Genomic DNA, 26,423 nt, shown 5'->3' on the forward strand with positions numbered 1-26,423 from the left:
TTATAGGTGATTGGAGAGCGAAAAATAGAACGTCGCGCCGTGGCCGAGGGTGGAATCAACCCACAGCTCACCGCCGAGCTTTTCCACCATTTTGCGGGCAATGGCCAGGCCCGCGCCGGTGCCTCCGCCGTACTTATCCTGCGCGTGCAGGCGCTTGAAAATTTTAAAAATGTTGTCGTGGTGCTTCGGGTCGATGCCGATGCCGTTGTCTCGTACGTAAATGACGGTGAAATCGGCGGGATTTCCGGTGCTTTTGGGGCCACGAATTTCGGGCGGGGCCACGCCGATGGTAACGTGCTTTTCGGGGTGGTTACTGTAGCGCAGGGCGTTGGTCAGCAGGTTATTGAAAACCTCGTGTATTGAGGTGCGGTTGCAGCGCACGGTGGGCAGGGGGCTGGGCACGGCCACGGTGGTGTGCGTTTGCTCCAGGCGGGGGTGCAGCAGGTCGAGAATGTCGGCCAGGGCATCGTTCAGATTCACGGCATCGACCGTCATCTCGACGCGGCCCACGCGCGAAAGCTGGAGCAGCGACTCAATCAGGGATTCCATGCGCTGGCTGAGGCGCACCAGGGTCTGGAGCTTGCTCACGCCATCGGCGTCGAGCTGGTCGGCGTAGTCTTCCAGCAGGAACAGCGAGTAGTTGTGGATGCCGCGCAGGGGTTCCTTCAAATCGTGCGAGGCCACGTAGGCGAAGGAGTCCAGCTCTTCGTTGCTACGTTCCAGCTCGGCATTGAGCCGGGCCAGGCTGATGGCTTTGGCTTGCAGCTCGTTGAAAACCTTCAGCCGGATGTCGGATATGTGCAGGCGGATTTCCTGGGCGGCCTCCATTTCGAGGGGCAGCCACGGCGCTGAAGTGCTTTCCACGGTCTGCTTCCAGGCCTCAAACGACTGCCGGGGCGAGAGAAAAACCTGGCCGTCGGCGGTGGTCTGGTTTTTTTCGTTGCGGCCGGCCCAGGTCACGGTTTGCAACTGCTCGGGCCGGAACCAGATGATGTACTCGCCCACCTCGCGGGCCAGCGCCACGGCCAGAATGCCGCTGGCCGTGCCCCGGATGGCCTGGCCCGCCGGGTTCAGCCGCCCGTAGGAATCGGTGACGAAAACGTCGTGCGGGTTATGGGCGCGCAGCCATTCCAAAAGCTCCGCAATCTGGCGGGGCTGGGGCGTGTGGCCGAGGGTAATAATCTCCCCATCAAAGCAGATGGCGGCCCCGCCGCAGCCCACCACATCGAGCAGCGTGGTTTGGAAGCGGTGAAGGCCATCAATAAAATTCGCCTGCGTGCTCACCAAATCGAAGAGCCGCACCTGCGCCTCCCGAATGCGTAGGCGGTAGGCCTGCTCGTCCTGCTGCTCCTTGCTTTTGAGCAGCGCCGACACGGTTTTGCCCAGAAACTGGCACAGGTCGCGCAGCTCGTAGCTCACCAGGCGCGGGGTTTGGTGGTGGCAGGTCACCATGCCCCACAGCCGCCCTTCCTGAATGAGCGAAATGGTCATGGTAGCCTCTGAACCCATGTTATGCAGGTATTCGAGGTGAATGGGCGACACGCTGCGCAGCACCGAGTACGTCATATCGGGCGGGCGGCTGGCCCCGGGGGCCACCGTGGGCACCAGCGGCACCGGCGCATACCGGGCATTGGGGATGAAGCGCAGCCAGTTTTTGAGGTACATGGCCCGGGCCTGCTTCGGAATGTCGGTGGCCGGGTAGTGCATGCCCAGCCACGGGGGCAGGTCCTCGCGCACGTCCTCGGCCATGACTTCGCCGCTGTCATCGGGCGCGAAACGGTAGATGGCCACCCGGTCGAACCCCGAGATGGCGCGTACCTGCTCGGCCATTACCTGGCAGCAGGCGAGTACGCTTTCGGCCGCGAGCAGGCGGCCCAGGCTCACGTTGAGGGCGGGCAGGTCAAAGGCACTCACGCCGGCATCGGCCACCGGCTCGCCCTCCACCCACAGCAAGTCATCGTAGCGGTGCAGGATGAGCTTGTAGACCGGCTGGCCCACCACGCGGCCAAGGCGCATGCCCAGCAGGCGTGCCTCCGGCCCCAGCGTGGCCCAAACGCGCTCTACTTCCAGCAGCTGCTCGGGCTCCAGCAGCGTGCCCAGGCCGGCCCCGATGAGGGTTTCGGGGGCCATGCCCAGTAGCGCCAGGGTGTTGGCACTGGCCTGCACCACGCGGCGGCTCAGCTCATCGAGGCACAGCAAAAAGCCGTAGGGCTGAATAAGGCCGGGGATGTGAATGGGCTCGCGGTCGCAGTTGTTGAGCGTGACGGGCTGGCCAGGCAGGTTTTCGTCGGTGGGTTTTAGCGCTGATTGAGCCATGCGGATAGCGCTTGAAAAGTATGAACGGCCGAGGCCACGATGGCCGCCGGGTCGTCGTCGCCGGTTTCGGTGGCCTCGGTCAGCTGCTGGCAGAAGGCCTTCCAGAGCGGCCCGGTGCGCCCGGCCCGGCCCGTGAAAAAGGCGTGCGCGGCAATACCGGCCTTATCCAGCTGCCGCGCAATCACCTGCCCGCCCAGTGTGGAGCCTTCGAGCACGTACATAGCCCCCAGCAGCTGGGCGCGGCTGGTGAGCGGCGGCAGCTCGGGGTAGAGCGGCGGCGCGGCATCGTGGCCCAGGCGGGCCAAATCCTCCAGAATCAGGGGCGCGCGGTAGCGCTGGTCGAGCTGCCAGGCCGGCCCGAAGGCGGCGGCGTGGGCGTATAGCTGCGCCTCGTACGGTTCCAGAAAACCGTACATTTTGGCCAGGAATTCGGCGGTGTCAGCGGCCGTTACCGTGCCCGCGCCCAAGGCCCGGTTGAACGGGTTTTGTTCCACCGCATCGTGGAACGGTTTGGTTTCGTGGCGAAGGCGCGGCAAAATAGCCTGACTTTCCGGAGGGTTGGGCATAGAAAATGACAACGTTAGCAAGGCGAAAGTAGGCCATTGAACGCGGCGCGCCCTCGTTTCTCAGTCCTGAGTGAGGGCGTAGCTCACCAGGTTGGCACCCATGCGCAGGGCGGCATCATGCACGGCGGGCGAATCTTCGGGGTAGGTGCCGGCATCTTCCCAGCCGTTGCCCAGGTCGCATTCATAGGAGTAGAAGCACACCAGCCGGCCCTTGTATAACAGCCCGAAACCCTGGGCTCGCTTGCCGTCGTGCTCATGCACCTTGGGCAGGCCCCGGGGAAACTGGTATTTCTGGTGGTAAATAGGATGGGAATACGGCAGCTCCACGAATTCCAGCTCGGGAAACACCTTTTTCATCTCGGGCCGGATGAATTTGTCGAGCCCATAGTTGTCGTCAATGTGCAGAAAACCGCCACCGATGAGGTATTGGCGCAGGTTCTGGGCCTCGGCAGCGGTGAAGCTCACGTTGCCGTGCCCGGTCATGTGAATGAAGGGGTAGGAGAGCAGCTCCGGCGCGTCGAGCTCCACGGTGGCTTCGTCGGGCGCAATGTTGGTTTTCAGCGCCTGGTTGCAGAAGCTGATGAGGTTTGGCAGCGAGGTTTTGTTGGCGTACCAGTCGCCCCCGCCGCCGTAGTGCAGCTTGGCAATGCGGAAGCTGGGCGCGGGCGCGGCGGCCGTCGTGAGCAGGAGCGAAGCGGACAAAAGCAGGTATTTGAGCATAAGACGGACAAATTAGGCGCAGGCTGCCAGGCGCTATAATTGCGGGCGGCGCGGGAAAGTTCGGGCACCAGCGGCCTGGCTGGCGCAAAGTGCGGATGCCGGGCCGCTGCAAAGTAACCACGCCCGCTACCTTGTGGCGGGGGTGGCCACCCCCGCAGCCACTATTTGGGCCGGAGAGATGAGCACCGAGAAATTAACCCTTTTTTTGCAAAGCACCGGCCTCGTGAGCGCGGGGCAGGCCGAAGAAATTGCCGGAGAGTTTACGCCCCGGGAATTTGGCCGGAATACGTACCTGCTGCAAGCCGGCCGCATCAGCGACGACTACCTCTTGCTGGACAGCGGCTTTATGCGCGCCTTTGCCTACGATACCGACGGCCACGATGTGACCACCGGCTTCTATGCCAGCGGCCAGGTGGTGTTCGAGGTGGCGTCCTTTTTCAACCGCACGCCCTCGCAGGAATACATTCAGGCCCTCACCGACTGCCAGGGCTGGGCCATCACGCACCAGCAGCTGAACGCGCTGTTTCACGCCCGGCCCGAGTTCCGGGAGTTCGGTCGCTTGGTGTTGGTGCGCGGCTACGCGGCCCTCAAAAGCCGGATGCTGGCCCTGATAACCGAGCCCGCCGCCGCCCGCTACGACAGCCTGCTGCGCACCAGCCCTGAAATCCTCCGCCACGCGCCTCTCAAAACCGTGGCCTCCTACCTCGGTATTACCGACACTTCACTGAGCCGGATTCGGAAGGGAAACCCGCCGAAATAACCGATGGACCGCATTTCTTGCCATTTGGCAAGCTCCGCCGGGCGGGCCGCCAGTTCCTTTGTGGCGTACCAAAAACCAACCCGCCCGGCCATGCACATGCTCCCCAATACCACGCTTCTCGGCCTCGTTTTCGGCCTCACCACGGGCCTCGCGGTCGGGCTGCTCTACCTCGCCGCGCACCGGTCGAAACGTGTGTTGCTGGTGCTCCTGGCGTGGCTGCTGGTGCAGGGCGTGGTGAGCTTAAGCGGCTTCTACACCGTCAGCAACACGCTGCCGCCGCGGCTGGCGCTGCTGCTGGGGCCGCCGCTGCTGCTCATTGCGGCGCTGTTGGCCACGGCCGCCGGCCGCCGCTGGCTGGCGGGACTGCGCCTCGAAATGCTGACTGTGCTGCACGTCGTCCGCATTCCGGTAGAGCTGGTTTTGTTCAGCCTCTTTCTGCAAAAGGCCGTGCCGCAGCTCATGACGTTTGAGGGCCGTAACTGGGACATTCTGGCGGGCTTCACGGCTCCCATCGTGTGCTATTTCGCCTTTTATACAAAGCAGCTGGGCCGGCGCGGGCTGCTTTTGTGGAATATCCTCGGCCTGGTTTCGCTGCTCAATATCGTGGTCAATGCGCTGCTTTCGGCCCCCACGCCCTTGCAGCGCTTCGCTTTCGAGCAGCCCAACGTGGCCATTCTGCACTTCCCGTTTGCGTGGCTGCCGGGCTGCGTGGTGCCGCTGGTGCTGCTGGCGCATCTGGCCGCCATCCGGCAGCTGATTACGGGCGACGACCAGCCAATGGATGGTGACAACGCAGGACAGAATTTAAGAATTAACTAGTTTATATAGTATATGTTTTATATAATGATGTGTTGAAATTCAGCGACTAGTCCATAGTCAAGCCTAACCTTCTTTCACTCACCAACTATGAACACAATCACCACCAAAGACGTCGTATTTGTTACGGGAGCCTTCGTCAGTAATACTTGCTGGGACGAGTGGCGGACTTACTTCGAAAGCAAGGGCTATAAAACTGTGGCCCCGGCCTGGCCTTTCAAGGACGGCACGGCGGCCGAATTGCGCGCCCGGCAGCCCCACGATACCGACCTGGCAAACCTGACCCTGAACGAAGTAGTCGACCACTACGCCAACGTGGTGCAGCGCTACCCGCAGAAGCCCATTGTCATCGGCCATTCGCTGGGTGGCCTCATGACCCAGCTCATCGTGAATCGCGACCTGGCGGCGGCCGGCGTGGCCATTCATTCGGTGCCCACGCTGGGCGTGTTTCCCTACGAGTTTTCCTTCCTGAAAGCGGGCTGGAAATCCCTGGGCATCTTCACCTCGCTCGATGAAACCTACCTGATGTCGTTCGAGGACTGGCAGTACGCGTTTGTGAACGAAATGCCGCTGGAGGTGCAGCGCGCCGCGTACGAAAAATACACGATTCCCGAATCGAAAGTGGTGGCGCGGGGCGGGCTGAGCAGCGCTGCCGAGGTAGATTATGAAAAGGACCACCCGCCGCTGCTGCTCACCTCCGGCAGTATCGATAACATTATTCCCGCCCACCTCAATTTCCGAAATTTCGAGAAATACGAAAAGAATGACTCCGTATTGGACTATGCGGAATTTGCGGGTCGCAACCACTTCGTGCTGGGCCAGCCGACCTGGAAAGAAGACGCCGACTACATCATTAATTGGTTGGAGCAGCAATAGGGCGCGATGCTGAAAACCGCGTTGGTTAGCTGCCCGTACCCGTGGTCATGACCAACGAAGAAACCGCCGTCAAAGCCACTTATTTCAGCATTGCCGGCAATACCAGCCTGGCCCTGATTAAAGGGCTGGCCGGCTTCTTCGGCAATTCCTACGCCTTGGTGGCCGATGCCATCGAGTCGACGGCCGACATTTTTGCTTCGGTGCTGGTGCTGCTGGGCCTGAAATATGCCGCCCGCCCGGCCGACGACAACCACCCCTACGGCCACGGCCGCATCGAACCGCTGGTCACGTTTCTGGTGGTGGGCTTCCTCATCACCTCGGCCACCATCATTGCCTACGAAAGCATCCAGAACATCGGTACGCCCCACGCCCTGCCCAAAGCCTGGACGCTTATTGTGCTGGCCGTCATTATTATCTGGAAAGAAATTTCTTTCCGGGTGGTGATGAAAAAAGCTGGGGAAACGAACAGCTCCTCCCTGAAAGCCGACGCCTGGCACCACCGTAGCGACGCCATCACGTCGGTGGCGGCGTTCGTGGGCATTTCTGTTGCGCTGGTTATGGGCAAGGGCTACGAGGCGGCCGACGACTGGGCCGCGCTGCTGGCCGCCGGCCTGATTCTCTACAACAGCTACCATATTTTCCGGCCGGCTCTCGGCGAAATTCTCGACGAAAACACCCACGAGGACCTGGTGGCCGAAATCCGCCGGGTCGCGCTGACCGTGGACGGCGTGCGCGGCACCGAAAAGTGCTTCGTGCGCAAAGCCGGCATGCAGTACCTCGTCGACCTGCACACCACCGTGAGCGGCGACCTCACCGTGCGGCGCGGCCACGAAATTGCCCACCAGCTGCAGGATGCGCTCCGGCACGAGCTGCCGCAACTGGCCAACGTACTGATTCATATTGAGCCGCAGGAATAAAAGGAAAGGCGATGCGACGATGGTTGCTAATTAATTTGGCTTTAGCTTCGTCACAAATCCTTTGATTTGCTAATATGAGCGGCAAGCTGAAACGGCTTATTTCTTACTGTGAAGCCGAATATCGTACGCTGACGGCCGCCATTGATGCGTGCGTGACCGAAGGCGATTACGGTACCGCCCAGCGCCTGGCGAAAGGCATGCGGCGGGTAGGGCGGAAGCTGCAAATTCTGCTGAATCTGCAGGACCCTTTGCACGGTGAGAAGCAGTATGCCATTCGCTGCATCAAGGGTCTTGAGGAGTTGAGCGCATCCGAATCAGGACGGGTTCTGGACCATTACCGGGACTGGATTGGGGCTGAAAGGCAGAAGCTGGCGGCTTTGGAGGCCCGGGCGACGCAGCAAACCAATGCGCCGCCAGCAACCGCGCTGCACCAAGCGCTAATGAAGCTGTTTGAGGCACAAATTGACTCCTTTACATTGGTGCTGAGCGAGTCAGAACGGCTTTGCCTCATCTTCAAACCACTCCGAAGAACCCTCCTCATCACGCTGCCGGCGGTGCGGCGTCACCGGGCCGCCTACACGTTGGGAAAGCGGCACATCCGGCACCTGCAGGCGTTGGGATTCCGGCTGGATGACCGTCAGGATAACCTCCTGCTATGGCTGCCATTTGGTGAGAAGGCAAAAATTAATCAGGTGAAAATTATTCTGGCCCAAATTGCTTTCGACTGTTTTTATTTCGAGGAACTGCAGGGCAAGTCATCCATCAGATACGATGAGCCCGAGCCGTAATTGCCGGCCGGTTGGCACCAACTGATTACTTTAGGCGGCTGGTAGGTATGCTGCCAATCTGATGCGAACAGCTGTCGACCACGTGAAATAGTTAAAAAGGCCGAGGACGTGAAGCAGCAAATCACCTATTTCAACCCGGCCACCGTCATCGACGAAATCCAGCCCTACGGCTGCATCATGGCCGGCGACTGGGAGCAGGACGCCCCGTGGCGCAAGAAGAAACTGGCCAAAGCCGCCGTCCTAGAAGCGTAGACCGCAGTGGATTCGCAGGCGGATGCGTCGGTGCTGGTTGTGTAAGGCTATGTTTATCTCGTTTTCCCACCACACTATATAATTCATCAGTGAGAATTCTAGTCAGAATAGCATCTGTTGGCCTGGCTTTAGTTGCAGGCGGTTTGCTAAGTTATCCGAGTCGGGCTCAGACGACTTCTATCTACGATTTGAGGCTTCTCAAAGCGCAGATTGTAGATACCGTCGGCGGGACAGATGTTGTGGCTTATTTTAGCGTTACTGCTGCGGAGCGAAAAGATTTTCCACCTGTGTTAAGCATGGGCATAACGCACCGAGTCAATAATGAACCGGCAAGACGCTTAGATATCATGCATTCTGGCGGGAAAGTCAGGCTCGTAATTTATGGGCCCACCATTGCTGAGAAAGACCCTCAGGCTTATGCGCTAATCAAAGACCAAATAGAAAAACTCCCCGAAGGAGACTTTCAGATTTTAGCATTTTATTTCAGAGATGTTACCCAACAGCAGTTATCGGAAATGACTTTAACGTACGGGCTCTGGGAAAAGCTGCACCAAGAGCGCCGAACAGAGCAAGACTTCCATTTCTCGTTCGACTAAACCCTAACCTAACTCTTCCCGCATCGACTGCGTCGCGAATACTGCCGCTAGTGCCGCCGTCGCTTCGCGCTGCCGTGAGGCCCCCAGCGTGACGGACCTAATACCCCGGCGCAGCACCAGGTAAAGCGGCCTTGCACAGCCCTTCGCAAAAAAAACAACCTATTACGTTAGGCTCCACTATGGAATTCAACAGCAGCAAACTGGAGCGTACCTCCAAACTGGTATACACCCTGATTTCGCTGGTTTTGTGCGGATTTTTAATTGCGCTTTCCGAAAAAATCATTGGCGACCTGGACCCCGCCAGCCAGCGTCCCCAACTCGAAAGCTTCGCAAGCAAGGGGCGCGCCGCCCTGGAGGACCAGCTTGCCGTCCTGCAGTTGGAAGCCGAGACACTGCAAGACAAAAACGAGGCCATCGAACAAACAATTGCCACGGCCCGGCAAAATTATGACAACGAAAAACAGTCGTTCGAAAACTGGATAAAAACTCGCAAAACGCTGGGCTCTCCGGATAAAGACCAAGAGGTGGTAGACCGCGCCCGAAAGCTCGATGAATATTATAAAATAGAGCAGGACTGGCGCTCCAAACTCAACGTCCGCAAACTCCAGATTAATGCCAGAAATAAACAGAAGGAGTTAATTCAGAAGCAACTAGACAAGGAAAATCAGTCGGCTCAAATTCGCTTCGACGCCGCACTGCGTTGGCACGACCTGAAAATATTTCTCATCCGACTGCTGTTCGTGGGGCCTATCCTGGGGCTCGGCATCTTCTTCTTTGTGCGCTACCGGAAGCACAAATTCTGGCCGTTGTATTTCGGTTTCTCGCTCTTTTCGCTGTACGCTTTTTTTGTCGGCCTCGTGCCATACCTGCCCAGCTACGGCGGTTACATCCGTTACACGGTCGGCATTGCCCTATCGGTGGGGTTGGGGTATTATGCCATCAAGCGAATTCGCGCTTACATGGAGCAAAAGCAGGAAGAATTAAAATCGTCGACCCAGGAGCGGGCCCGGAACGTGCAACTCGAAGTGGCTGAGAAGGCACTAGAAAACCACTTTTGCCCATCCTGCGGAAAAGATTTTATCATCAAGAAGTGGGAAGCACCTGCCAAAACCATTGGCAATGAAGCCTTGCAGGTTGTTACGGATTTCTGCCGCCACTGCGGCCTGAACTTGTTTGTCGACTGCCACAACTGCGGCCACAAAAACTTCGCGCACCTGCCATTTTGTGCGTCCTGCGGGGCGAAGTCAGCGGCGAAATCTGCTGCTTAATATTCCGGTCTTTTATAGTGTAGAAGGCCGTGCAACATGCGCCGTGAATACCGCTGCCAGCGCCGCCGTTTCCGTCCGGAGCCGCGAAGCCCCGAGCGTCACCGGCCGAATTCCTTTCTCCAGCGCCAGGGCAATTTCCTGCGGTGTAAAATCTCCTTCCGGCCCGATGAGCACGCAGCAGCCCGGTCCCGCGCTGGCCACCTGCGTCAGCGCCGTGCGCTCGCCCTCCTCCAGGTGCGCGATGAACGTGGTTTCGGGCATCACGCCCGCCACGAAAGCCCCGAAATCCTGCAAACTATCCAGCTGCGGCAGCCACGCCTGGCCCGACTGCTTCAGCGCGCTGATGGCAATTTTCTCCAGCCGCTCCAGCTTCAGCTCGCGGCGCTCGGAGCGGGCGCAGCGCAGGAAGCTGATGCGCTCCACGCCCACTTCCACGGCCTTTTCCACGAACCACTCCATGCGGTCGAGGTTTTTGGTGGGGGCCACGGCGATGTGGGTGAAGTAGGGGCGGGGTGCAATGAGTTCGTGGTGCGTGATGCGGAGCTGGCAGCGCTTGGGGTTGGCTTCGGCAATTTCACCCCGGTAGTGGCCGCCGCGCCCGTCGAGCAGTTCCACGGCATCACCGGCGGCCAGGCGCAGCACGCGCACGGCGTGCTTGCTTTCCTCTTCGGAGAGCTGGTAGGTGGCGGCGGTGGGCGTGAGGTCGGGGGCGAAGCAGGTGAGCATGGGGCAAAGTTGGAGAGTTTTTGTTTCCCATCACTTGTCGATAGCTTTGGGGGAAATCAGAAAAGATGACTTCAAAAGGCTATTTTACCCTCACTGGTATTTTTATCGCGCTGTATATTTTGAGCTCGTTTGGTGTAATCGCCGGCTTACCGGACTGGTTACACCAGCTTTGTACACTCATTTTTGCAGCGGCAGCATTTTTAGGTGTGAGGCAAAAGAAAAAAGAAGAGTTGAATAAGTAGTATCCAGATTTCCTAAACGCAAAAGCCCCGTCGGCTGCAACCGACGAGGCTTTCTGGTGAGTGAACTACTGCGGAAACCTAGGCTTCTACCGCAACGTGCGGCGCGCCGGCCAGGATTTCCTCATTGGCAAATTCGGCGTATTTCTTAAAGTTTACCACGAATTTCTCGGCCAGGTCCGACGCGGTTTTGTCGTAAGCTTCTTTGTCGGCCCAGGTGTTGCGCGGGTCCAGGATTTCGGTGGGCACACCGGGTACCGCGCCGGGCACCATCATGCCAAACACGGGGTGCTTGGTGAATTTCACCTCGTCGAGCTGCCCGTTGAGGGCGGCCGTAATCATGGCGCGGGTGTAGGGCAGCTTCATGCGGTGGCCAGTGCCGTAGCTGCCGCCCGTCCAGCCCGTGTTGATGAGCCACACGTTGATGTCGGGGTTCTCGTCCATCTTGTTGCCCAGCATCTCAGCGTATTTGGTGGGGTGCAGCGGCAGGAATACCGCGCCGAAACAGGCCGAGAACGTGGTTTGCGGCTCGGTTACGCCCATTTCGGTGCCGGCTACTTTGGCCGTGTAGCCCGACATGAACAGGTACATGGCGTGGCTCTTATCGAGCTTGCTGATGGGCGGAATCACGCCAAAGGCATCGGCCGTGAGGAAGAAAATGTTCTTCGGCGCATCGGCCACGCCGGGCTCAATGGCGTTGGGGATGAAGTTGATGGGGTAGGCGGTGCGGGTGTTCTCCGTCACCGATTTATTGGCGTAGTCCACGGTGTGGGTGCCAGGTATAAAGCGCGTATTCTCCACGATGGAGCCAAACCGGATGGCGTCGTAAATCTCGGGCTCCTTCTCCTTGCTCAAATCAATCACCTTGGCGTAGCAGCCGCCCTCGAAGTTGAAGATGCCGGCGTCGGGCGTCCAGCCGTGCTCGTCGTCGCCGATGAGGCCGCGGTTGGGGTCGGCCGAGAGGGTGGTTTTGCCGGTGCCGGAGAGGCCGAAGAAGATGGCCGTGTCGCCGCCTTTGCCCACGTTGGCCGAGCAGTGCATGCTCAGCGTGTTGTGCTCGTGGGGCAGCAGGTAGTTCAGCACCCCGAAAATGCCCTTTTTCATCTCCCCGGCGTAGCCCGTGCCGCCAATCAGAATCATCTTCCTGGTGAAGTTGATGATGGCGAAGTTGGGCTGGCGGGTGCCGTCCACGGCCGGGTCGGCCTCAAAGCCGGGGGCGCAGATGATGCTGAAATCGGGCGTCCAGGACGTGTCCGCGCCTTCTTCGGGGCGCAGGAACATGTTGTAGCAAAACAGGTTGTGCCAGGCCTGCTCGTTCACCACGCGCAGCTTGAGCTGGTAGTCGGGGTTGGCGCCGGCGTAGGCTTCGCGCACGTACAGCTCCTTATCGGCCAGGTAGGCCACCATTTTCTGGTGCAGCTGGTCGAACTTGTCGGGGGCGAAGGGGATGTTGATGTCGCCCCACCACACGCTGTTTTCGGTGTTGGCGTCCTTCACCACAAACCGGTCTTTGGGCGAGCGGCCGGTAAACTTGCCGGTGTCGGCCATCAGCGCGCCGGCATCGGTGAGCTGGCCTTCGCCGTTGCGCAGGGCGTGCTCCACGAGCGCGGCGGGGGGGAGGTTGAGGTGAACAGTAGCCGTTTCGCTGAAGCCCAAAGGCTGCAAACGATTGCGGGTGTCGGCGGCAAGGGTGGAAGCTTCTTGCATGGCTATGAAAGTGTTGGGTGGGAATTCTCGTGACTGAGGATACAAAGGTAGAATCGCCGGGCGGGCCGGTAGTGAAACAATTCGTTTCTTTACCAGGACAAATCAAACCTGATATGGCCAAACTAATGACTGTTCGTGCCGCAGGTGGCACAGTAAGCTCCTTCGGGCCAGAATAATTCAATCATCTGCCCATTCGGGCCGTCCCGATGGTTCCCTTTGTCCCTATAAAAACCCGTTCGTCATGGCCATCGAAATAGCGCGCTACAACGGAATCTACGGCGACCACAAGGCCCGGATTTCGCACGACTACCTCCAGAGCCAACTCATCGTGCCCCGGCAGCGCGTCACCGACTGGGGCCTCAAGCCGCACCTGCACGAAAACCTGTTCCAGCTGTTTTTCCTCGAAGCCGGCCGCGCCGCCTTCGAGGCCAGCGAGCCGGTGGAGCTGCGCACGCCCTGCCTGGTCATCATTCCGGCCAATACGGTCCACGGCTTCACCTTCAGCCCGCAGGTGAAGGGCCGCACCCTCACGCTCTCCGAGGCCCTACTCGATACCATTCTGCAAGCCACGCCCGGCGTGCTGGTCGAAATCAACGCGCTGCACATTCTGTCCGACTTCAACCCGGAAGTCAGCTTCGCCGATTTATCGGCCCTGGAGCAGCAGATTCACGAGGAAATCAACTCGGAGCTGCCCGGCAAGCAGCTCGCGCTGAATGGCTATTTCAAGCTGCTGTTCGTGAAAATATTCCGGCTGCTGCACCACCGCCGGGGCCAGGACGAAAGCCCGAACCGTGCCCTGCACTACTTCCGCGAGTTCCAGAAAGCCATTGAGCGCACCGCCCCGTTCGAGAAGAAAATATCGGACTTTGCCCAGGAGCTGAAGATTACGCCGGTCCACCTCAACCGAATCTGCCAGGCGGTGAAGGGCAAAACCGCCCAGCAGATTGTGCAGGCCCACACCATCCGCCGGGCGCACAACTACCTCTTATATACCTCGCTCTCGGTGGCCGAAATCGCCTACGAGCTGCAGTTTGTGGACCCCGGCTATTTCACGCGGTTTTTCCGCAAGCAGACCGGGCTTTCGCCGGGAGCCTACCGCGCCAAGGCGTACCGGAGCGACGGCGCGGGGAAGTAGCGCGGACTTTTAGTTCGCGTCCCTGAACGACCTACTGGAATGGCGTGGGGACGCGAACTGAAAGTTCGCGCTACGGTCACAATGCCGAAACTTTCCTAGATTTACCGTGCCCGTATTGCAGCACTTGCGCAGCGGGCCACTTTTCAACCGTTTTCCTCTTATTTCTCACCCCTAGTTTCCCTCAATGCAAACCACTTCTGCTCCCCTGGAGCAATCTGCGGAATCCACGAGCCACCCCAAGGGGCTGTCCGTGCTGTTCACCACCGAAATGTGGGAGCGGTTCTCCTTCTATGGCATGCGGGCCATCATGAAGCTGTACATGGTGAAGGCGCTACTGTTTAGCGAGGCGGATTCCTCCAACCTGTACGGCTCGTATTTGGGCCTAGTGTATTTGACGCCGCTACTGGGCGGCTACATCGCCGACCGCTACTGGGGCAACCGCCGCTCGATTATGGTGGGCGGGCTGATGATGGCGCTGGGGCAGTTCGTACTCTTCGCGTCGGCCAGCTCCTACCAGAATGTGAGCTTTTCGCACATGGCCTTCTACACTGGTCTGGCGCTGCTCATCTTCGGCAACGGGTTTTTTAAGCCGAATATTTCGAGCATGGTGGGCAACCTCTACCCGGCCCGCGACCGGCGCATCGATGTGGCCTACACCATCTTTTACATGGGCATCAACCTGGGGGCTACCTTTGCGCCCATCGTGTGCGGCTACTTCGGCGATACCGGCCGGCCAGCCGATTTCAAGTGGGGTTTCCTGCTGGCCGGCATTGGTATGCTGCTGGGCACGGCCACATTTGAGTTTCTGAAGGGCCGCTTCGTGGTAACGCCCGAGGGCGCGCCGCTAGGGGCCAAGCCAGAGCGCCAGCCCGTCCAGAGCGCCAGCGATGCCGCCGTGAATAACCGCCAGAACCTGATGCTGGTGGCCCTGTTCGCTGGCGTGTTCGCGCTTCTCTATTTCGTGGTGCTCGACCAGAAAATCATTGATTCGCTCATCTATTCGGCTATGGTTGTGGTACCCATTGCCGTGCTGGCCGATAAATCCCTCACATCCATCGAGCGCCGCAAAATCAACGTGGTGCTCATTATCGGCTTCTTCGTGATTTTCTTCTGGGCGGCGTTTGAGCAGGCGGGCAACTCGCTCACCACCTTCGCCGATAAACAGACCGACAGGCAGCTGGGCTCTTTCCTTGTGCCGGCTTCGTTCTTTCAAACCATCAATCCGTTCGGTATCATCCTCTTCGCGCCGGTATTTGCTGTGCTCTGGACTTGGCTGAGCAAGCGCGGCTGGGAGCCTTCTTCCCCGCTGAAAATGGCCTATGGTCTGGCTCTGTTGGCTGTTGGCTACCTCGTTATCGCCTTCGGGGTAAAGGGTGTGACTGCCACCACCAAAGTGAGCATGTTCTGGCTCACGGCCATGTACCTGCTGCATACCTGGGGCGAGCTGTGCTTGTCGCCTATTGGTTTGGCGCTGGTGAACAAGCTGGCTCCCGCCCGCCTGGCCTCGCTGATGATGGCCGTGTGGTTTCTGGCTATCGCCACGGGCAACAAGTTTTCGGGCACGCTGGGCGCGCTCTATCCCGAACCGGGCAAGCCTGCTCCGCACTTCGCGGGCTTCGAGATTACCGGGCTGTATGAGTTCTTCATGGTGTTCGTGGTGCTGTGCGGTGCCACGGCCTTCCTGCTATTGCTCATTTACCGCAAGCTGACCAAAATGATGGATGACGAGCCTACCACCGGCGTTACTCCATCAGTTGAGCCTGCCTAAGCGCACCCGCCATCCGCCCCTGAATAAGCCCCCGATGCTGCTGCATCGGGGGCTTTTTCTTTCCCTTCGAACCGAATGTACCCGCAACTTGGGTTAAGTAGTCACGCAACAGTGGCTGCCTGGCTACTGTGGTTACGCGGGAACGCTGTAGAGACGCATCCTTGCGTCTCCGCGTTGAACGGGGCGCTAACGGTGCGAGCGGGAGACGCAAGGATGCGTCTCTACAGCGGCCCGGCCGGTTTTCGGGACGCGGGTAAGCGCCAAAAAAAGCCCTCCCGGCCGCAGGGCTGGGAGGGCTTTCGGGGAGGATGGGGAAGGGCGCTGGCCCGCCCGGCGCTGGCGGGGCGCTGCCCGGCCCGGGCGCTAAGCCGGCAGCCCGGCCTTGCGGGCCGCCACCAGCGGCAGCAGCACATCGGCGCGGGCCACGCGGCTGTCGGCCGTGTTGGCGTCGAACATGCGTTCGGCCTTGTCGTCGCCGCCCTGGCGGTAGGTTTTCAGCACCAGGTTATTGAGGCGGGTTTCGTCGGCCAGCAGGTCGGCTTTGGCCTTCGCCTGGGCTTCCGGGGCGGTGATGGCGGCCACCTCCAGGGTGCGGGCCGCGTTTTGGGTGGTGAGGCGCGTGATTTCGGCGGCGCGGCCTTCGGCGCTGTCGAAGTTGGTGACGGAGTTGGTCAGGCCCAGGCGCTGGTACTCGGCCGTGGATTTGTTGTTGGTCAGGAAGACCGTCAATCGGTCGCATTCGGCCTGGGTGAGCAGCGCCGCTACGATTTGGGCATCGGTGTAAGACATGGGGAGACGGTTGAAGTGGAAAAAAGTGAAAGGAAAAAATGCCGGGCAAACAAGTCTTCGTCAGCACGTCATGCCGGGCCTGCTGCCCGACGTGCTGACGAAGCCCTAAACCGCTGCCATTCCGGTTTATTGTATTTCCCCCTCCAAATTCTCTGCCCCCGCTTCGAGGGCGGCGGCCAGCACGGCGGCTTCGGCGCGCAGGCCGGCCAGGCGGGCCTGGGCCAGCAGGGTGGCCGCCCGGCCGCTGGTGCCGAGCAGCTCCTGCCGGGCCTGGCTGAGCAGCAGCGCCCACTGGGCCTGCTGCGCCCCGAGGCGCTGGGGCGGCAGCGGGTCGGCTCCAGGGGCCAGGGCCAGGGCGGCGGGCACGGCGACGGCGGCGGCCAGCCGCTGTCGGGCCGGGGCGGCGCGGGCGGGCAGCACCTGGGCCAGGCGGTAGGCCAGCCGGGCGGCGGCGTAGCGGCAGTCGGCCAGCCGGCCGATGGCCAGGCCCAGGTCGTCGGCTTCGTCGGGGCCGGGGGCGGGCGGCCCGGCGGGGGCGGCCCGCACCAGCGCGTGCAGGGCCCGCAGGCGCTGGCCGGCGGCGTAGGGCAGGGGCCGCCGGCCAGTTTCGGCGTGGTTGATGCGGGTTTGGGTGGTGCCCAGCAGATGGGCCGCCTCGCGCTGGCTCAGGCCGAAGTGGGCGCGGGTGGTGGTCAGCCGCTCATCGGGGGCGTAGGGAAGCTCAGTCATGGGGCGCTAACGCCGGGGGGGACTCAAAATTACAGGCGCTTTATTTTGAGTCCCCGCTCGGGGAGGACTCAACTTTTAGCCGCCATTTTTTTGAGTCCCCCCGTAGCGGTAGCTAGGCTGCCGGTAGGGGCTCGGCCCGCGCATGTCGGGCCGGCTGGCGTTACTAACCACCCGCCCGGCCAGCCCGCCGCCTCAGCCGCTGGAGAAACAAAGAGCCCCGCCAGTAGCTCTGGCGGTTTTTTTTGCGCAAAAACTGTTAAATCAGGCCGTGGGGAGCAAGCTGGCTTATAAAAGTTGCCCAGTCTTGTGGCTCCGTGTTTCTTTGGGGTAGCTAATCACTAACAATCCCTTTGGATAACTGTCTGTATTCGGTAGTTGGGTCCGTGTCTCTAGTAACTAATCTTTGACTCTTAATAAATTACGATGATTCTCGAGTGGTCTAAACTTCTATCTGAAAAGCGCGTGAGTGCTCTAAATGATGCGACTCCATCAACATCTACTCTGCGCACAAATGACGACACCCGCTCCGAGTTTCAGCGTGACTATGACCGAATCCTTTTTTCGACGCCGGTTAGACGTCTACAGGACAAAGCACAGGTGTTTCCTCTGGAGCCTAACGATTCTGTACGTACTCGCCTGACCCACTCACATGAAGTTGCTAACATCGCTCAAGGGCTGGCGCGTCGTATTTGCAGTAAGACTTTGGAGCCCAAAGCATCACTTTCTCCAAAACAACAAGCCGATATCGTTGCTATCGTCGCCACTTGTGGGCTCATACACGACGCTGGTAATCCTCCCTTTGGCCACTCTGGGGAAGAAGCGATGAAGGATTGGTTTATCAAGCTGTTGGATAAGCCTAATATCACTACCTCTAGTCTGGGGGATAAGCTGAATGCCGCCATCCCAGGCACTAAGTTGAGCGAGGATTTTCGGCGTTTTGATGGTAACCCGCAAACCATTCGGTTACTGACTAAACTCCAAATGTTGGGCGATTACGATGGGCTGAACTTAACGGCGGGCACTTTGTCTGCTTCCCTGAAATATGTCGCCAAGGCTGACCAATGCAATAAAAGTAGACATGCCCATAGCAAGCCAGGGTTTTTCTATTCCGAAAAGGACATCATAGAGAAAGTTCGCCAAGAAGTCGGGACTGGCGACATGCGTAATCCACTCACCTTTATAGTTGAAGCGGCGGATGATATAGTATACTCTGCTGTGGACTTGGAAGATGGCTTCAAAAAGGGGGCCTTTACTTGGGGTGAACTAGAAGCTGCTATGGGGAAAAGCGAGGCTTCTGAGCAGTTTAAGGAGATATGGCAACAGTCGAAGCAAAGCTTGGAAAAGCGTAAGCGGAGAGCGGTGGACCTGGAGCTAACAGCGCAGGCAGAAGGGGAAGCTTTAGCTCAGATACTTAGAACGATTGTAATTGGGAGGCACATGGATGCTGTTGTCAACGTCTTCGATGAGAAGTACGACGACATCATGTCTGGTAAATTCGAGGATGATTTACTAGAAGCTGGTAGCACTGCTACACTACGAGCTGCTTGCAAAAAATTCGCTCAAAGCAAAATTTTTACTATGCCTTCTATCCTCAAGGTAGAGTTGATGGGACGGCGGGTCATAAATGAGTTGCTTGACCTATTTTGGAGTGGAGTAGTACCAGATGAAGAGAACAGGAAGGGCTTTGACAAAAAAACATACGCTCTTCTTTCGGAGAACTATCGTGCTGTTTACCGAAAAGAGATTAATGACGATGCGGCTTCTAGCACACCGCGTATACCAACTGAGTACCGCAAACTGCAACTGATTGCTGATTATCTATGCGGCATGACGGACACTTTCGCAATAACGCTTCATCGTGAGTTGTTCAATGCGTAACTCTCCCCCTCAATCCACCAAGCACCTGACACGGTCGTTACATCTTCGACTGGAAAGTATCCTTGAACCCAATCCTCAGCGTAAAGAGGACAAAAAGATTAGTCAATTACACAGCACGCTAGGCGAATTGCGGAGCTCAGGTAATTCATTATTCCTTTTTGGCGGTATGTTGCGCGACTTGCTTACGGGGATGGAGCCGCGTGATGTTGACTTGGTAGTAAGCGACGAAGCAGTCAAAGACATAGATGAGAAGGTAAGCCGTTGGAATCCCCGTCGAAACCGTTATGGAGGGCTGAATTTTAAAAACGATGGCTGGGAATTTGACCTCTGGCCACTTGGAAAAACTTGGGCCTTCCATCACTACCCAGTGGGCAGTTCCCTTGAAGCATCCTTTGACTGTTTACCCCGGACAACTTTTCTTAATGTTGAGGCAATAGCCATGCAGTTGTGGCCTTCCGAGCCCAATGGAACCCGGGAGGTATTCGAACACGGATTTTTTTCAGCTTTTCGTACTCGGACAGTAGAAATCAATTACGAACACAATCCTTCTCCTGAGTACTGTGTCGTGCGTTCACTATTAGTTGCACAACGACTGCGTTTTAAGTTAGGTCCGAAATTGGTGCAGTACATCGCCAAGCATGCCGATAGATATACAATGCAGGAATTCGCCCGATTACAAGGTCGACATTACGGCAGGACAGTTATTGTAGACTATAACATGAACAAGTGGTTGGAGATAATACACCGCCACGCAGCGACTAAGAAGAAAACAGCTTTGCCTTTAATTATCCCTGGCACAAGCCAACTGAGTCTCTTCAAGAATCATCAAATGTCCCTATGGTCCTCTGCTGCTTCTGATTGTAATAGTAAGTATTAGAATACTTCCTGTTTAAGCACTCGTTTAATTCATCCCACCAAAAATCCCCGCCAGACACTGACGGGGCTTTTCGTTGCTCAAGCGGCGGCGCTTACTCCTGCACCAGGCGTTGCACTGCCCGGGCCAGTAGGCGGCGTTTGGCGCGCAGCATAGCGACTATTCTGCCACATTTGCCCCTATGCACCCTGTCCTGACTTATACCGACCGAATCGTGCGGCTCAACCTGCCGGCCCGCGACGAGCTGCTGCGCGCCTTGGTGCCGCAGGAATTCCCCAAAGGCGCTTGCCTGCTGCGGGCCGGGCAAACCAGCCAGCACTACCACTTCATCGAGCACGGCCTGGTGAAGTCGTCGTTCTACAAGGAGGACAAGGAATTTATTATGAATTTCTTCAAGGAGCCTATCCTGTTCACGGAAATCAACAGCTACCTGACCAGCGCCCCCTCCAAATACCAGCTGCTGGCCCTGGAGCCCACCACGGGATACCGCATTGCGCGGCCCGACATCGAGCGTCTCTGCCGCCAGCACCACGCCATCGAAACCCTGTTCAAGCAGCTGCTGGCGTTTGCTTCCGTGGGCATGATGAAGCGCATCAGCGAGATGCTGGAGGAAAACGCCACCGTGCGCTACCGCCTGTTTGTGCAGGAGAAAGGGGCCTTGCTGCAGCGCATCAGCCTGGGCGATTTGGCGGCCTACCTGGGCATCACGCAAGTGTCGCTGAGCCGCATCCGGGCCGGGCAGTAGCTTTTTTATCATTTGATAAATAGCCGGAAAACCCCGGCGGGTAGCTTTGGGGCCAACTTCATCCAAACGCTACGCCCTATGGAAACTCCCCGCTCCCGCCCGGTCTTATTCTGGCTGGTAACCGGCCTGCTGGCCTTTGGCATGCTGGCCGGGGCCACGGCCCAGCTGCTGCGCGCCCAACTCAACGTGGACGGCATGCGGCACCTGGGCTACCCGCTCTACGTGCTGACGCTGGTGGGCGTGTGGAAGGTGGCCGGGGTGCTGGTGCTCCTGCTGCCGGGCTGGCGGCTGGCCAAGGAATGGGCCTACGCGGGCTTTTTCTTCCTGCTCACGGGGGCTGTCGCGTCGCACCTGGCCAGCGGCGAAGGGCCGCTGGCGGCGCTGGCCCCGTTTGTATTTGCCGGCCTCACGGTGGCCTCCTGGCAGCTTCGCCCCGCCAGCCGCCGGCTGGCTCCCGCGCCAACTTTCGCGGCCCCGGCCGATGCCGCAGGCACCGTCCAGTCTGCTGCCGATTTCGCGCAACTATAAACCCAGCCATAAACACTCAACTAATTCGAGCATGAATCCCAAGGTTGATTTCTATTTCCACAAAGCCCACCGGTGGCTGGAAGAGCTGGAGCACTTACGAACGGTGGTGCTGGCCTGCGGCCTGACCGAAGAATTGAAGTGGGGCGTGCCGTGCTACACGTTCCAGAACCGCAACATCCTGTTGCTGCACGTCTTCAAGGACTACTGCGCCGTGCTGTTCTTCAAAGGGGCATTGCTGCGGGATGCGCTGGGCCTGTTGGTCCAGCAAACGGCGAACGTGCAGGCCGCGCGCCAGCTGCGGTTCACCACCGTTGGGGAAGTGGTGGAGCGGGCACCCGTCCTGAAAGCCTACATCCAGGAGGCCCTAGAGGTGGAAAAAAGCGGAGCCAAAGTAGCGTTCAAAAAGCCCGACGAATTCGCCCCGCCGGCGGAGTGGCAGCTCAAGCTAGCCGAAAATCCAGCCCTGAAAACCGCATTCACGGCTCTGACGCCGGGCCGCCAACGAGCCTACCTGCTGCATTTTTCGGCCCCCAAGCAAGCCAACACCCGAGCGGCCCGAATTGAAAAGTGCACCCCAGACATTCTGAATGGCAGGGGAATAAATGACGCTCTAAGAAGCTGTTTGAGTTAGCTAACACTCCTTCTGAAACGGTCATGCTGAGCTTGTCGAAGCATCTCTACTGCTTCATTAGGGCTGTTCAAAGAAGCGGGAGAGATGCTTCGACAAGCTCAGCATGACCGTTTTTTATTAACTCAAACAGCTTCTAAGAAAGTGAGCAACTCAACGCCCCACCAGGCACTGACGGGGCGCTTTGTTTCTTCTAGTTTGGGAAATTCGGCCGGTAGACCCCCACGCTGGGCGCGGCCCAATGCCACGGCCAGACGCTACCCGAACGCGCACAAAAAAGCCCCGCCGGCACTGCCAGCGGGGCTTTCGTTCTTATAGCGGAGGGCTATAAGCGGCTCGACTTACATCATGCCGCCCATGCCACCCATCCCGCCCATGCCACCGTCGCCGTGGCTATGGCCAGCATCCTTAGGCTCGGGCTCATCCGAAATCACGGCTTCGGTCGTCAGCAGCAGGCCGGCGATACTCGCAGCGTTTTCGAGGGCCAGACGAGTCACCTTGGTGGGGTCGATGATACCAGCGGCCACCAGGTTCTCGTAACGGTCCTCGCGGGCGTTGTAGCCGAAATCACCTTTGCCGTCGCGTACTTTCTGCACCACTACCGAGCCTTCGCCGCCAGCATTGGCCACGATGGTCCGGAGCGGCGACTCCAGCGCCGTGCGGATGATGTTCACGCCGGTGCGCTCGTCGGCATTGCGGGTGTCTACTGCGGCCAGGGCCTCAATAGCGCGCACCAGGGCCACGCCACCGCCGGGTACCACGCCTTCCTCAACGGCGGCGCGGGTCGCGTGCAGGGCATCGTCCACGCGGTCTTTCTTCTCCTTCATTTCCACTTCGGTGCTGGCACCGATGTAGAGAATGGCTACGCCGCCGCTCAGCTTAGCGAGGCGCTCCTGCAGTTTCTCCTTATCGTAGTCCGACGTAGTGGTTTCCATCTGGGCCTTAATCTGGGCAATGCGGCTCTGAATAGCCGTTTTCTCGCCCTTGCCGTTCACGATGGTCGTGTTGTCCTTGTCGATGATGATTTTCTCGGCCGTACCGAGGTATTCCAGGGTAGCGTTTTCGAGCTTGTAGCCCTGCTCTTCGCTGATAACGGTACCGCCCGTGAGGGTAGCAATGTCTTCCAGCATGGCCTTGCGGCGGTCGCCGAAGCCGGGAGCCTTTACGGCCGCGATTTTCAGCGAGCCGCGCAGCTTGTTCACCACCAGGGTAGCGAGGGCTTCGCCGTCCACATCTTCCGAGATGATGACGAGGGGCTTGCCAGTCTGCAGCACCTGCTCCAATACGGGCAGCAGCTCCTTCATGGTGCTCACTTTCTTATCGTAGATGAGTACGTAAGGCGACTCGAACTCAACCTCCATTTTCTCGGGGTTGGTCACGAAGTAAGGGGAGAGGTAGCCGCGGTCAAACTGCATGCCTTCCACCGTTTTCACTTCGGTCTCGGTGCCCCGGGCTTCTTCTACCGTGATGACGCCTTCCTTGCCCACTTTGTCCATGGCATCGGCAATCATCTGGCCGATTTCCATGTCGTTGTTGGCCGAGATAGCACCCACCTGGGCGATTTCAGCGGAGTTTTCGATTTTCTTCGACTGCGCTTTCAGGTTAGCAACCACGGCAATCACTGCCTTGTCGATGCCGCGCTTCAAATCCATCGGATTAGCCCCGGCGGCCACGTTTTTCGAGCCGGCCGTGTAGATGGCCTGGGCCAGTACGGTTGCCGTAGTGGTGCCGTCGCCAGCCTGGTCGGCCGTTTTCGAAGCCACTTCTTTCACGAGCTGAGCGCCCATGTTCTCAATCGGGTCGCGCAGCTCAATTTCCTTGGCCACGGTCACGCCGTCCTTGGTAATCGAGGGCGCGCCGAATTTCTTGTCGATGATGACGTTGCGGCCTTTGGGGCCGAGGGTCACTTTCACGGCGTTCGCCAGTTTGTTCACACCGGCCTGTAAGCGGGCGCGGCCTTCGGTGTCGAATTGGATGTTCTTAGCCACTGCGGGAGGGAATTAAGAATTATGAATTAAGAATGATGGATTCTCGGCGGGCCTAGAGCACCGCGAAAATGTCCGACTCACGCATGATGAGCAGGTCCTCACCGTCGACGGTGATTTCGGTGCCGGCGTACTTGCCGTAGAGCACCTGGTCGCCTACTTTCACCTGGGGCGCGATGATGGCGCCGGCATCAGAGGTTTTGCCTTCGCCCACGGCCACTACTTCGCCACGCTGGGGCTTTTCCTTGGCCGTATCGGGAATGATGATGCCGGATTTGGTTTTCTCCTCGGCGGCGGCAGCGCGAACAATTACGCGGTCGGCCAGCGGTTTCATGCTAAGTGCCATTTTGGGTGTGTTTGGATTGGATTAGATGGAAAATCTTGTTGTTGAGCGCTGTCTCATTTCCCGTGCCAGCGCCATAAACCTGACAAAATGGGCAGGTATTATCGGTGGAATGTGGCAGAAGTGGCGCAATCGCCGGTAGCAGTGGCCGGTTCCGCTGCGCATCGGTACAGCGTTGGGCCACGCTGCGCCCCACGAAAAAGCCGGTGCCTCTCGCTAGAGAAGCACCGGCTTTTGTCGGTTCAAAAAGGGAGATTCGATTACTCAGGCTTGTTGGCCGGTGCTGGCGTCGTGGTGCCAGCGGGCGCAGGAGCCGGCGCGGTTGCGTCAGGAGCAGGGGCAGCCGGGGCCGGGCCAGTTGGGGCGGTAGGCGCGGGCAGCTTGGTTTCCAGAGCGCGCTGCTGGTTCACGCTGCGCACCGGACCACCGCCAGTGGAGGTGAGCATGTGCGAGCCGAGCGATAGCACCACCAGACCAATGGCGAAGCCCCAGGTGAGCTTTTCGAGCAGGTCGCCGGTGCGTTTCACGCCCATCATGCTGGCCGCGCCGCCGGCGCTAAACTGGCTGGAAATTCCACCCCCCTTGGGGTTTTGGGCCAGCACTACGAGGGCCAGCAGGAAACACACCAGGAGAATGAGGATGATTAGAGCAGTGTACATGAGGGGTAAAGAAGCTGAAAAAGCAAATTACGCTGAAGGTTGCAATGATTCTATTTGGGCTGCAAAGTACGCCATTTTTTCCGGCTGCTTCACCATGAGCTTTTCATAAATCTCAATGGCGCGGGCCACTTTGCCCTGCCGCACGAAGATGCGGGCCAGATTTTCGGAAACGAGGTCGGGTTCGGCGCGGGTGCTGCGCACGCTCAAATCGGGCTGGCCACCGGGCGCGGGCGGCAGCATGCCAGGCCGCGTGAGGCGCGGCTGGCGCTTGAGGAAATTGTTGATGAGGTCGACCGTGGAAGGCAACTCGGGCGGCACCGGGCAGTGCGTGGCCCAGTGGTCGAGCAGCAGCGGGTCGGGCTCGAAGAAGGTGCCGGTGGGAGGTAGCGGCACGGCCGGCGGCTGAGCGGCGGCCACCACGGCGGTGGCAGTTTCGGCGGCTTCGGCCCTGGCAGTCAGCAAGTCGAGTAGTTGCATGGACAGGCCCAGGCGGCTGCTTTCGCCAAAGGCATAGCCCACCACGGCATCGCCGGTGAAGGCGGCCGGCGTGAAAACGGGAGCGGCCGGAGCCGGAATCGCCAGGGCCAGCGCGCCGGGGCTGCCCAGGCTGCGCGTCACGGCCGAGGCGGCCCATTCGTCAATCAAACCGGGCAGCTCGTAGGCGGGCACGGCGGCTGGCGGCGCATCGGCCAAACCAAACTCAAACCGGGCTTCGCCTACTTCTACCGGCGGCCGAATGGCGGGAGCCTGGGCGGGTAGTTCGTCGGCTATTTCAATTGCGGGAGGCGCTTCGATAGGTAGTGCAGTGGTTGTTTCCACTGCTTCGGGCCGGTTGTCAGTTATTATGACGGCCTGTTCCTGGTCAAGCAATACGGGCAAATCTGCCAGAATCAGCTCCACCGCTGGGGCTACTGCTTCAGCTATTACCGAATGCACCTCGTGCGCGACTAGCGGTGGAGCTGTCGGTACTTCCACAGCTACGGGCGCCACTTCCGGCAATACCGTCGGTACTGCTACAACAGCGGACGCGGGAGCTGCTGGCTCGGCTATTGAAACCACTTCAGGCAAGGCTTCACTGATAGCCGCCGGTGTTACGGGCAGTTGCGCGGCCCCAGCCAGTGGCCATACGGGTTCTGTTTCAGCAGCAGCTGCCGGAACTACTGGGCTCGTTGCCGCTGGCTGATGCTCCTCAACGGCTGCCACAGGTTCGGGCGTCGCCTCAATTACCACGGCTGCCAGTGGTGGCGTAGCGATTTCGGCGGCGGCTAATACCACCGGTTCCGGGATGAGAACCGGGGCAGCTTCGGCAGCCAGGGCTGGCTCAATCACGGCCAAGACCGGGACTTCAATGGCGGGCGCAGCCTCGGAAACCGAAAAGAATGCAGGGAGCGGCTCCGGCTCCACCTGCTCGATGAGGCGGCGCAGCAGGCTGCGGTCGGCGGCGTAGGTGGCGGCGCGGCGCAGGCGCTGGCCGGCCAGCATGGTGCCCTGGTCGTGGGCGGCTTTGGCCAGCAGCAGGTGGGCTGTTTGGCAGTAGGGGAAGGCTTGGGCCAGCTGCTCCAGCTCGCGCACTTCGGCCGGACCCAGGGCGGTGGGGCGTTCGAGAACGTGCAGGAGTGTAGCGCGGGTCACGGGTGGAAAGGCGGTAATGAAGCAGTAAGAAAGGCGATTAATTTCCGGTCAAAAGCCGTAAATCAATGTCCCGGACCCATTAATGGGGGTGCAACATTACGCTAATTTACGCAGATACCTCGGCTGCTACCGTGCTGTTAATCGATATTATTCGGAAAATTCAGCGCCTAATTTCCCCGTTGA

General features: G+C 59.2%; 27 protein-coding genes. 16 read left to right on the forward strand and 11 right to left on the reverse strand.

All coding sequences use genetic code 11. The features are described 5' to 3' along the window. Genes ACVWYF_RS00170 through ACVWYF_RS00180 form a run of 3 tightly spaced genes read right to left on the reverse strand, consistent with a single transcriptional unit; the run spans position 1 to position 3,602 of the window. Entirely contained in the window at positions 1-2,316 is a 2,316-nt protein-coding gene (locus ACVWYF_RS00170) for an ATP-binding protein (protein ID WP_457063509.1), read from the reverse strand. Then, positions 2,298-2,882: a biliverdin-producing heme oxygenase gene (locus tag ACVWYF_RS00175; protein ID WP_457063510.1), complete on the reverse strand. Its 585-nt coding sequence runs from the start codon at positions 2,880-2,882 to the stop codon at positions 2,298-2,300. The genes ACVWYF_RS00170 and ACVWYF_RS00175 overlap by 19 nt, the downstream gene beginning before the upstream one ends. 60 nt (positions 2,883-2,942) lie before the next feature. Then, positions 2,943-3,602, reverse strand: coding sequence for a DUF4159 domain-containing protein (locus ACVWYF_RS00180; RefSeq protein WP_457063511.1), 660 nt, complete (start codon positions 3,600-3,602; stop codon positions 2,943-2,945). Positions 3,603-3,780: 178 nt separating this feature from the next. Between ACVWYF_RS00180 and ACVWYF_RS00185 the strand changes: the two genes are divergently transcribed. From ACVWYF_RS00185 to ACVWYF_RS00220, 8 genes are all read left to right on the forward strand, one after another. Then, positions 3,781-4,362, forward strand: coding sequence for a Crp/Fnr family transcriptional regulator (locus tag ACVWYF_RS00185; RefSeq protein WP_457063512.1), 582 nt, complete (start codon positions 3,781-3,783; stop codon positions 4,360-4,362). Positions 4,363-4,452: 90 nt separating this feature from the next. Then, a complete protein-coding gene (locus tag ACVWYF_RS00190) occupies positions 4,453-5,181 on the forward strand; it encodes a hypothetical protein (protein WP_457063513.1) in 729 nt (242 codons plus the stop codon). 87 nt (positions 5,182-5,268) lie between these two features. After that, positions 5,269-6,054, forward strand: a complete 786-nt coding sequence (locus ACVWYF_RS00195) for an alpha/beta hydrolase (RefSeq protein WP_457063514.1) — start codon at positions 5,269-5,271, stop codon at positions 6,052-6,054. Between the two features lie 47 nt (positions 6,055-6,101). Beyond that, positions 6,102-6,971: a cation diffusion facilitator family transporter gene (locus ACVWYF_RS00200; protein WP_457063515.1), complete on the forward strand. Its 870-nt coding sequence runs from the start codon at positions 6,102-6,104 to the stop codon at positions 6,969-6,971. A 74-nt stretch (positions 6,972-7,045) separates the two neighbouring features. Beyond that, on the forward strand, positions 7,046-7,759 hold the full coding sequence (locus tag ACVWYF_RS00205) for a hypothetical protein (protein ID WP_457063516.1): 714 nt from the start codon (positions 7,046-7,048) through the stop codon (positions 7,757-7,759). A 108-nt stretch (positions 7,760-7,867) separates the two neighbouring features. After that, positions 7,868-8,011, forward strand: coding sequence for a hypothetical protein (locus ACVWYF_RS00210; RefSeq protein WP_457063517.1), 144 nt, complete (start codon positions 7,868-7,870; stop codon positions 8,009-8,011). An 89-nt stretch (positions 8,012-8,100) separates the two neighbouring features. After that, positions 8,101-8,607, forward strand: coding sequence for a hypothetical protein (locus ACVWYF_RS00215; RefSeq protein WP_457063518.1), 507 nt, complete (start codon positions 8,101-8,103; stop codon positions 8,605-8,607). Between the two features lie 179 nt (positions 8,608-8,786). Next, positions 8,787-9,875 carry a hypothetical protein gene (locus ACVWYF_RS00220; RefSeq protein WP_457063519.1) on the forward strand — a complete coding sequence of 363 codons (1,089 nt, stop codon included), beginning with the start codon at positions 8,787-8,789 and terminating at the stop codon, positions 9,873-9,875. A 12-nt stretch (positions 9,876-9,887) separates the two neighbouring features. Here the strand turns inward: ACVWYF_RS00220 and ACVWYF_RS00225 are convergent, their stop codons facing one another. Further along, positions 9,888-10,601 carry a 16S rRNA (uracil(1498)-N(3))-methyltransferase gene (locus ACVWYF_RS00225; protein ID WP_457063520.1) on the reverse strand — a complete coding sequence of 238 codons (714 nt, stop codon included), beginning with the start codon at positions 10,599-10,601 and terminating at the stop codon, positions 9,888-9,890. Between the two features lie 65 nt (positions 10,602-10,666). On the opposite strand from ACVWYF_RS00225, the gene ACVWYF_RS00230 reads away from it, so the two are divergent. Further along, entirely contained in the window at positions 10,667-10,843 is a 177-nt protein-coding gene (locus ACVWYF_RS00230; RefSeq protein ID WP_457063521.1) for a hypothetical protein, read from the forward strand. Between the two features lie 78 nt (positions 10,844-10,921). Here the strand turns inward: ACVWYF_RS00230 and pckA are convergent, their stop codons facing one another. Next, positions 10,922-12,547 (reverse strand): phosphoenolpyruvate carboxykinase (ATP), encoded by a 1,626-nt coding sequence (pckA, locus tag ACVWYF_RS00235; RefSeq protein WP_457063522.1) that lies wholly within the window; start codon positions 12,545-12,547, stop codon positions 10,922-10,924. Between the two features lie 241 nt (positions 12,548-12,788). On the opposite strand from pckA, the gene ACVWYF_RS00240 reads away from it, so the two are divergent. Together ACVWYF_RS00240 and ACVWYF_RS00245 are read left to right on the forward strand one after the other, a co-directional pair. Further along, positions 12,789-13,682: an AraC family transcriptional regulator gene (locus tag ACVWYF_RS00240; RefSeq protein ID WP_457063523.1), complete on the forward strand. Its 894-nt coding sequence runs from the start codon at positions 12,789-12,791 to the stop codon at positions 13,680-13,682. Positions 13,683-13,866: 184 nt separating this feature from the next. Further along, a complete protein-coding gene (locus ACVWYF_RS00245; RefSeq protein ID WP_457063524.1) occupies positions 13,867-15,450 on the forward strand; it encodes a peptide MFS transporter in 1,584 nt (527 codons plus the stop codon). 363 nt (positions 15,451-15,813) lie between these two features. On the opposite strand, the gene ACVWYF_RS00250 is transcribed toward ACVWYF_RS00245, so the two are convergent. Further along, positions 15,814-16,239, reverse strand: a complete 426-nt coding sequence (locus tag ACVWYF_RS00250) for a hypothetical protein (protein ID WP_457063525.1) — start codon at positions 16,237-16,239, stop codon at positions 15,814-15,816. A 126-nt stretch (positions 16,240-16,365) separates the two neighbouring features. Further along, positions 16,366-16,968 (reverse strand): helix-turn-helix domain-containing protein, encoded by a 603-nt coding sequence (locus ACVWYF_RS00255; protein ID WP_457063526.1) that lies wholly within the window; start codon positions 16,966-16,968, stop codon positions 16,366-16,368. 423 nt (positions 16,969-17,391) lie between these two features. Between ACVWYF_RS00255 and dgt the strand changes: the two genes are divergently transcribed. From dgt to ACVWYF_RS00280, 5 genes are all read left to right on the forward strand, one after another. Next, on the forward strand, positions 17,392-18,846 hold the full coding sequence (gene dgt, locus ACVWYF_RS00260; protein ID WP_457063527.1) for a dGTP triphosphohydrolase: 1,455 nt from the start codon (positions 17,392-17,394) through the stop codon (positions 18,844-18,846). After that, positions 18,839-19,723 carry a hypothetical protein gene (locus ACVWYF_RS00265; protein WP_457063528.1) on the forward strand — a complete coding sequence of 295 codons (885 nt, stop codon included), beginning with the start codon at positions 18,839-18,841 and terminating at the stop codon, positions 19,721-19,723. The genes dgt and ACVWYF_RS00265 overlap by 8 nt, the downstream gene beginning before the upstream one ends. A gap of 178 nt (positions 19,724-19,901) precedes the next feature. After that, positions 19,902-20,465, forward strand: coding sequence for a Crp/Fnr family transcriptional regulator (locus ACVWYF_RS00270; RefSeq protein ID WP_457063529.1), 564 nt, complete (start codon positions 19,902-19,904; stop codon positions 20,463-20,465). Positions 20,466-20,543: 78 nt separating this feature from the next. Next, a complete protein-coding gene (locus ACVWYF_RS00275) occupies positions 20,544-20,993 on the forward strand; it encodes a DoxX family protein (RefSeq protein WP_457063530.1) in 450 nt (149 codons plus the stop codon). Positions 20,994-21,024: 31 nt separating this feature from the next. Further along, entirely contained in the window at positions 21,025-21,624 is a 600-nt protein-coding gene (locus ACVWYF_RS00280; RefSeq protein WP_457063531.1) for a YdeI/OmpD-associated family protein, read from the forward strand. A gap of 338 nt (positions 21,625-21,962) precedes the next feature. On the opposite strand, the gene groL is transcribed toward ACVWYF_RS00280, so the two are convergent. The 4 genes from groL to ACVWYF_RS00300 all read right to left on the reverse strand — a co-directional run bounded on the left by groL (position 21,963) and on the right by ACVWYF_RS00300 (position 26,240). Next, a complete protein-coding gene (gene groL, locus ACVWYF_RS00285; protein ID WP_457063532.1) occupies positions 21,963-23,609 on the reverse strand; it encodes a chaperonin GroEL in 1,647 nt (548 codons plus the stop codon). Positions 23,610-23,661: 52 nt separating this feature from the next. Further along, a complete protein-coding gene (gene groES, locus ACVWYF_RS00290; protein ID WP_457063533.1) occupies positions 23,662-23,952 on the reverse strand; it encodes a co-chaperone GroES in 291 nt (96 codons plus the stop codon). Between the two features lie 257 nt (positions 23,953-24,209). Beyond that, positions 24,210-24,608 carry a preprotein translocase subunit SecG gene (gene secG / locus ACVWYF_RS00295; protein ID WP_457063534.1) on the reverse strand — a complete coding sequence of 133 codons (399 nt, stop codon included), beginning with the start codon at positions 24,606-24,608 and terminating at the stop codon, positions 24,210-24,212. A gap of 27 nt (positions 24,609-24,635) precedes the next feature. Then, positions 24,636-26,240, reverse strand: coding sequence for a hypothetical protein (locus ACVWYF_RS00300; protein WP_457063535.1), 1,605 nt, complete (start codon positions 26,238-26,240; stop codon positions 24,636-24,638). Between the last annotated feature and the right edge of the window lie 183 nt (positions 26,241-26,423).

It is taken from the genome of Hymenobacter sp. UYAg731 (assembly GCF_054061335.1).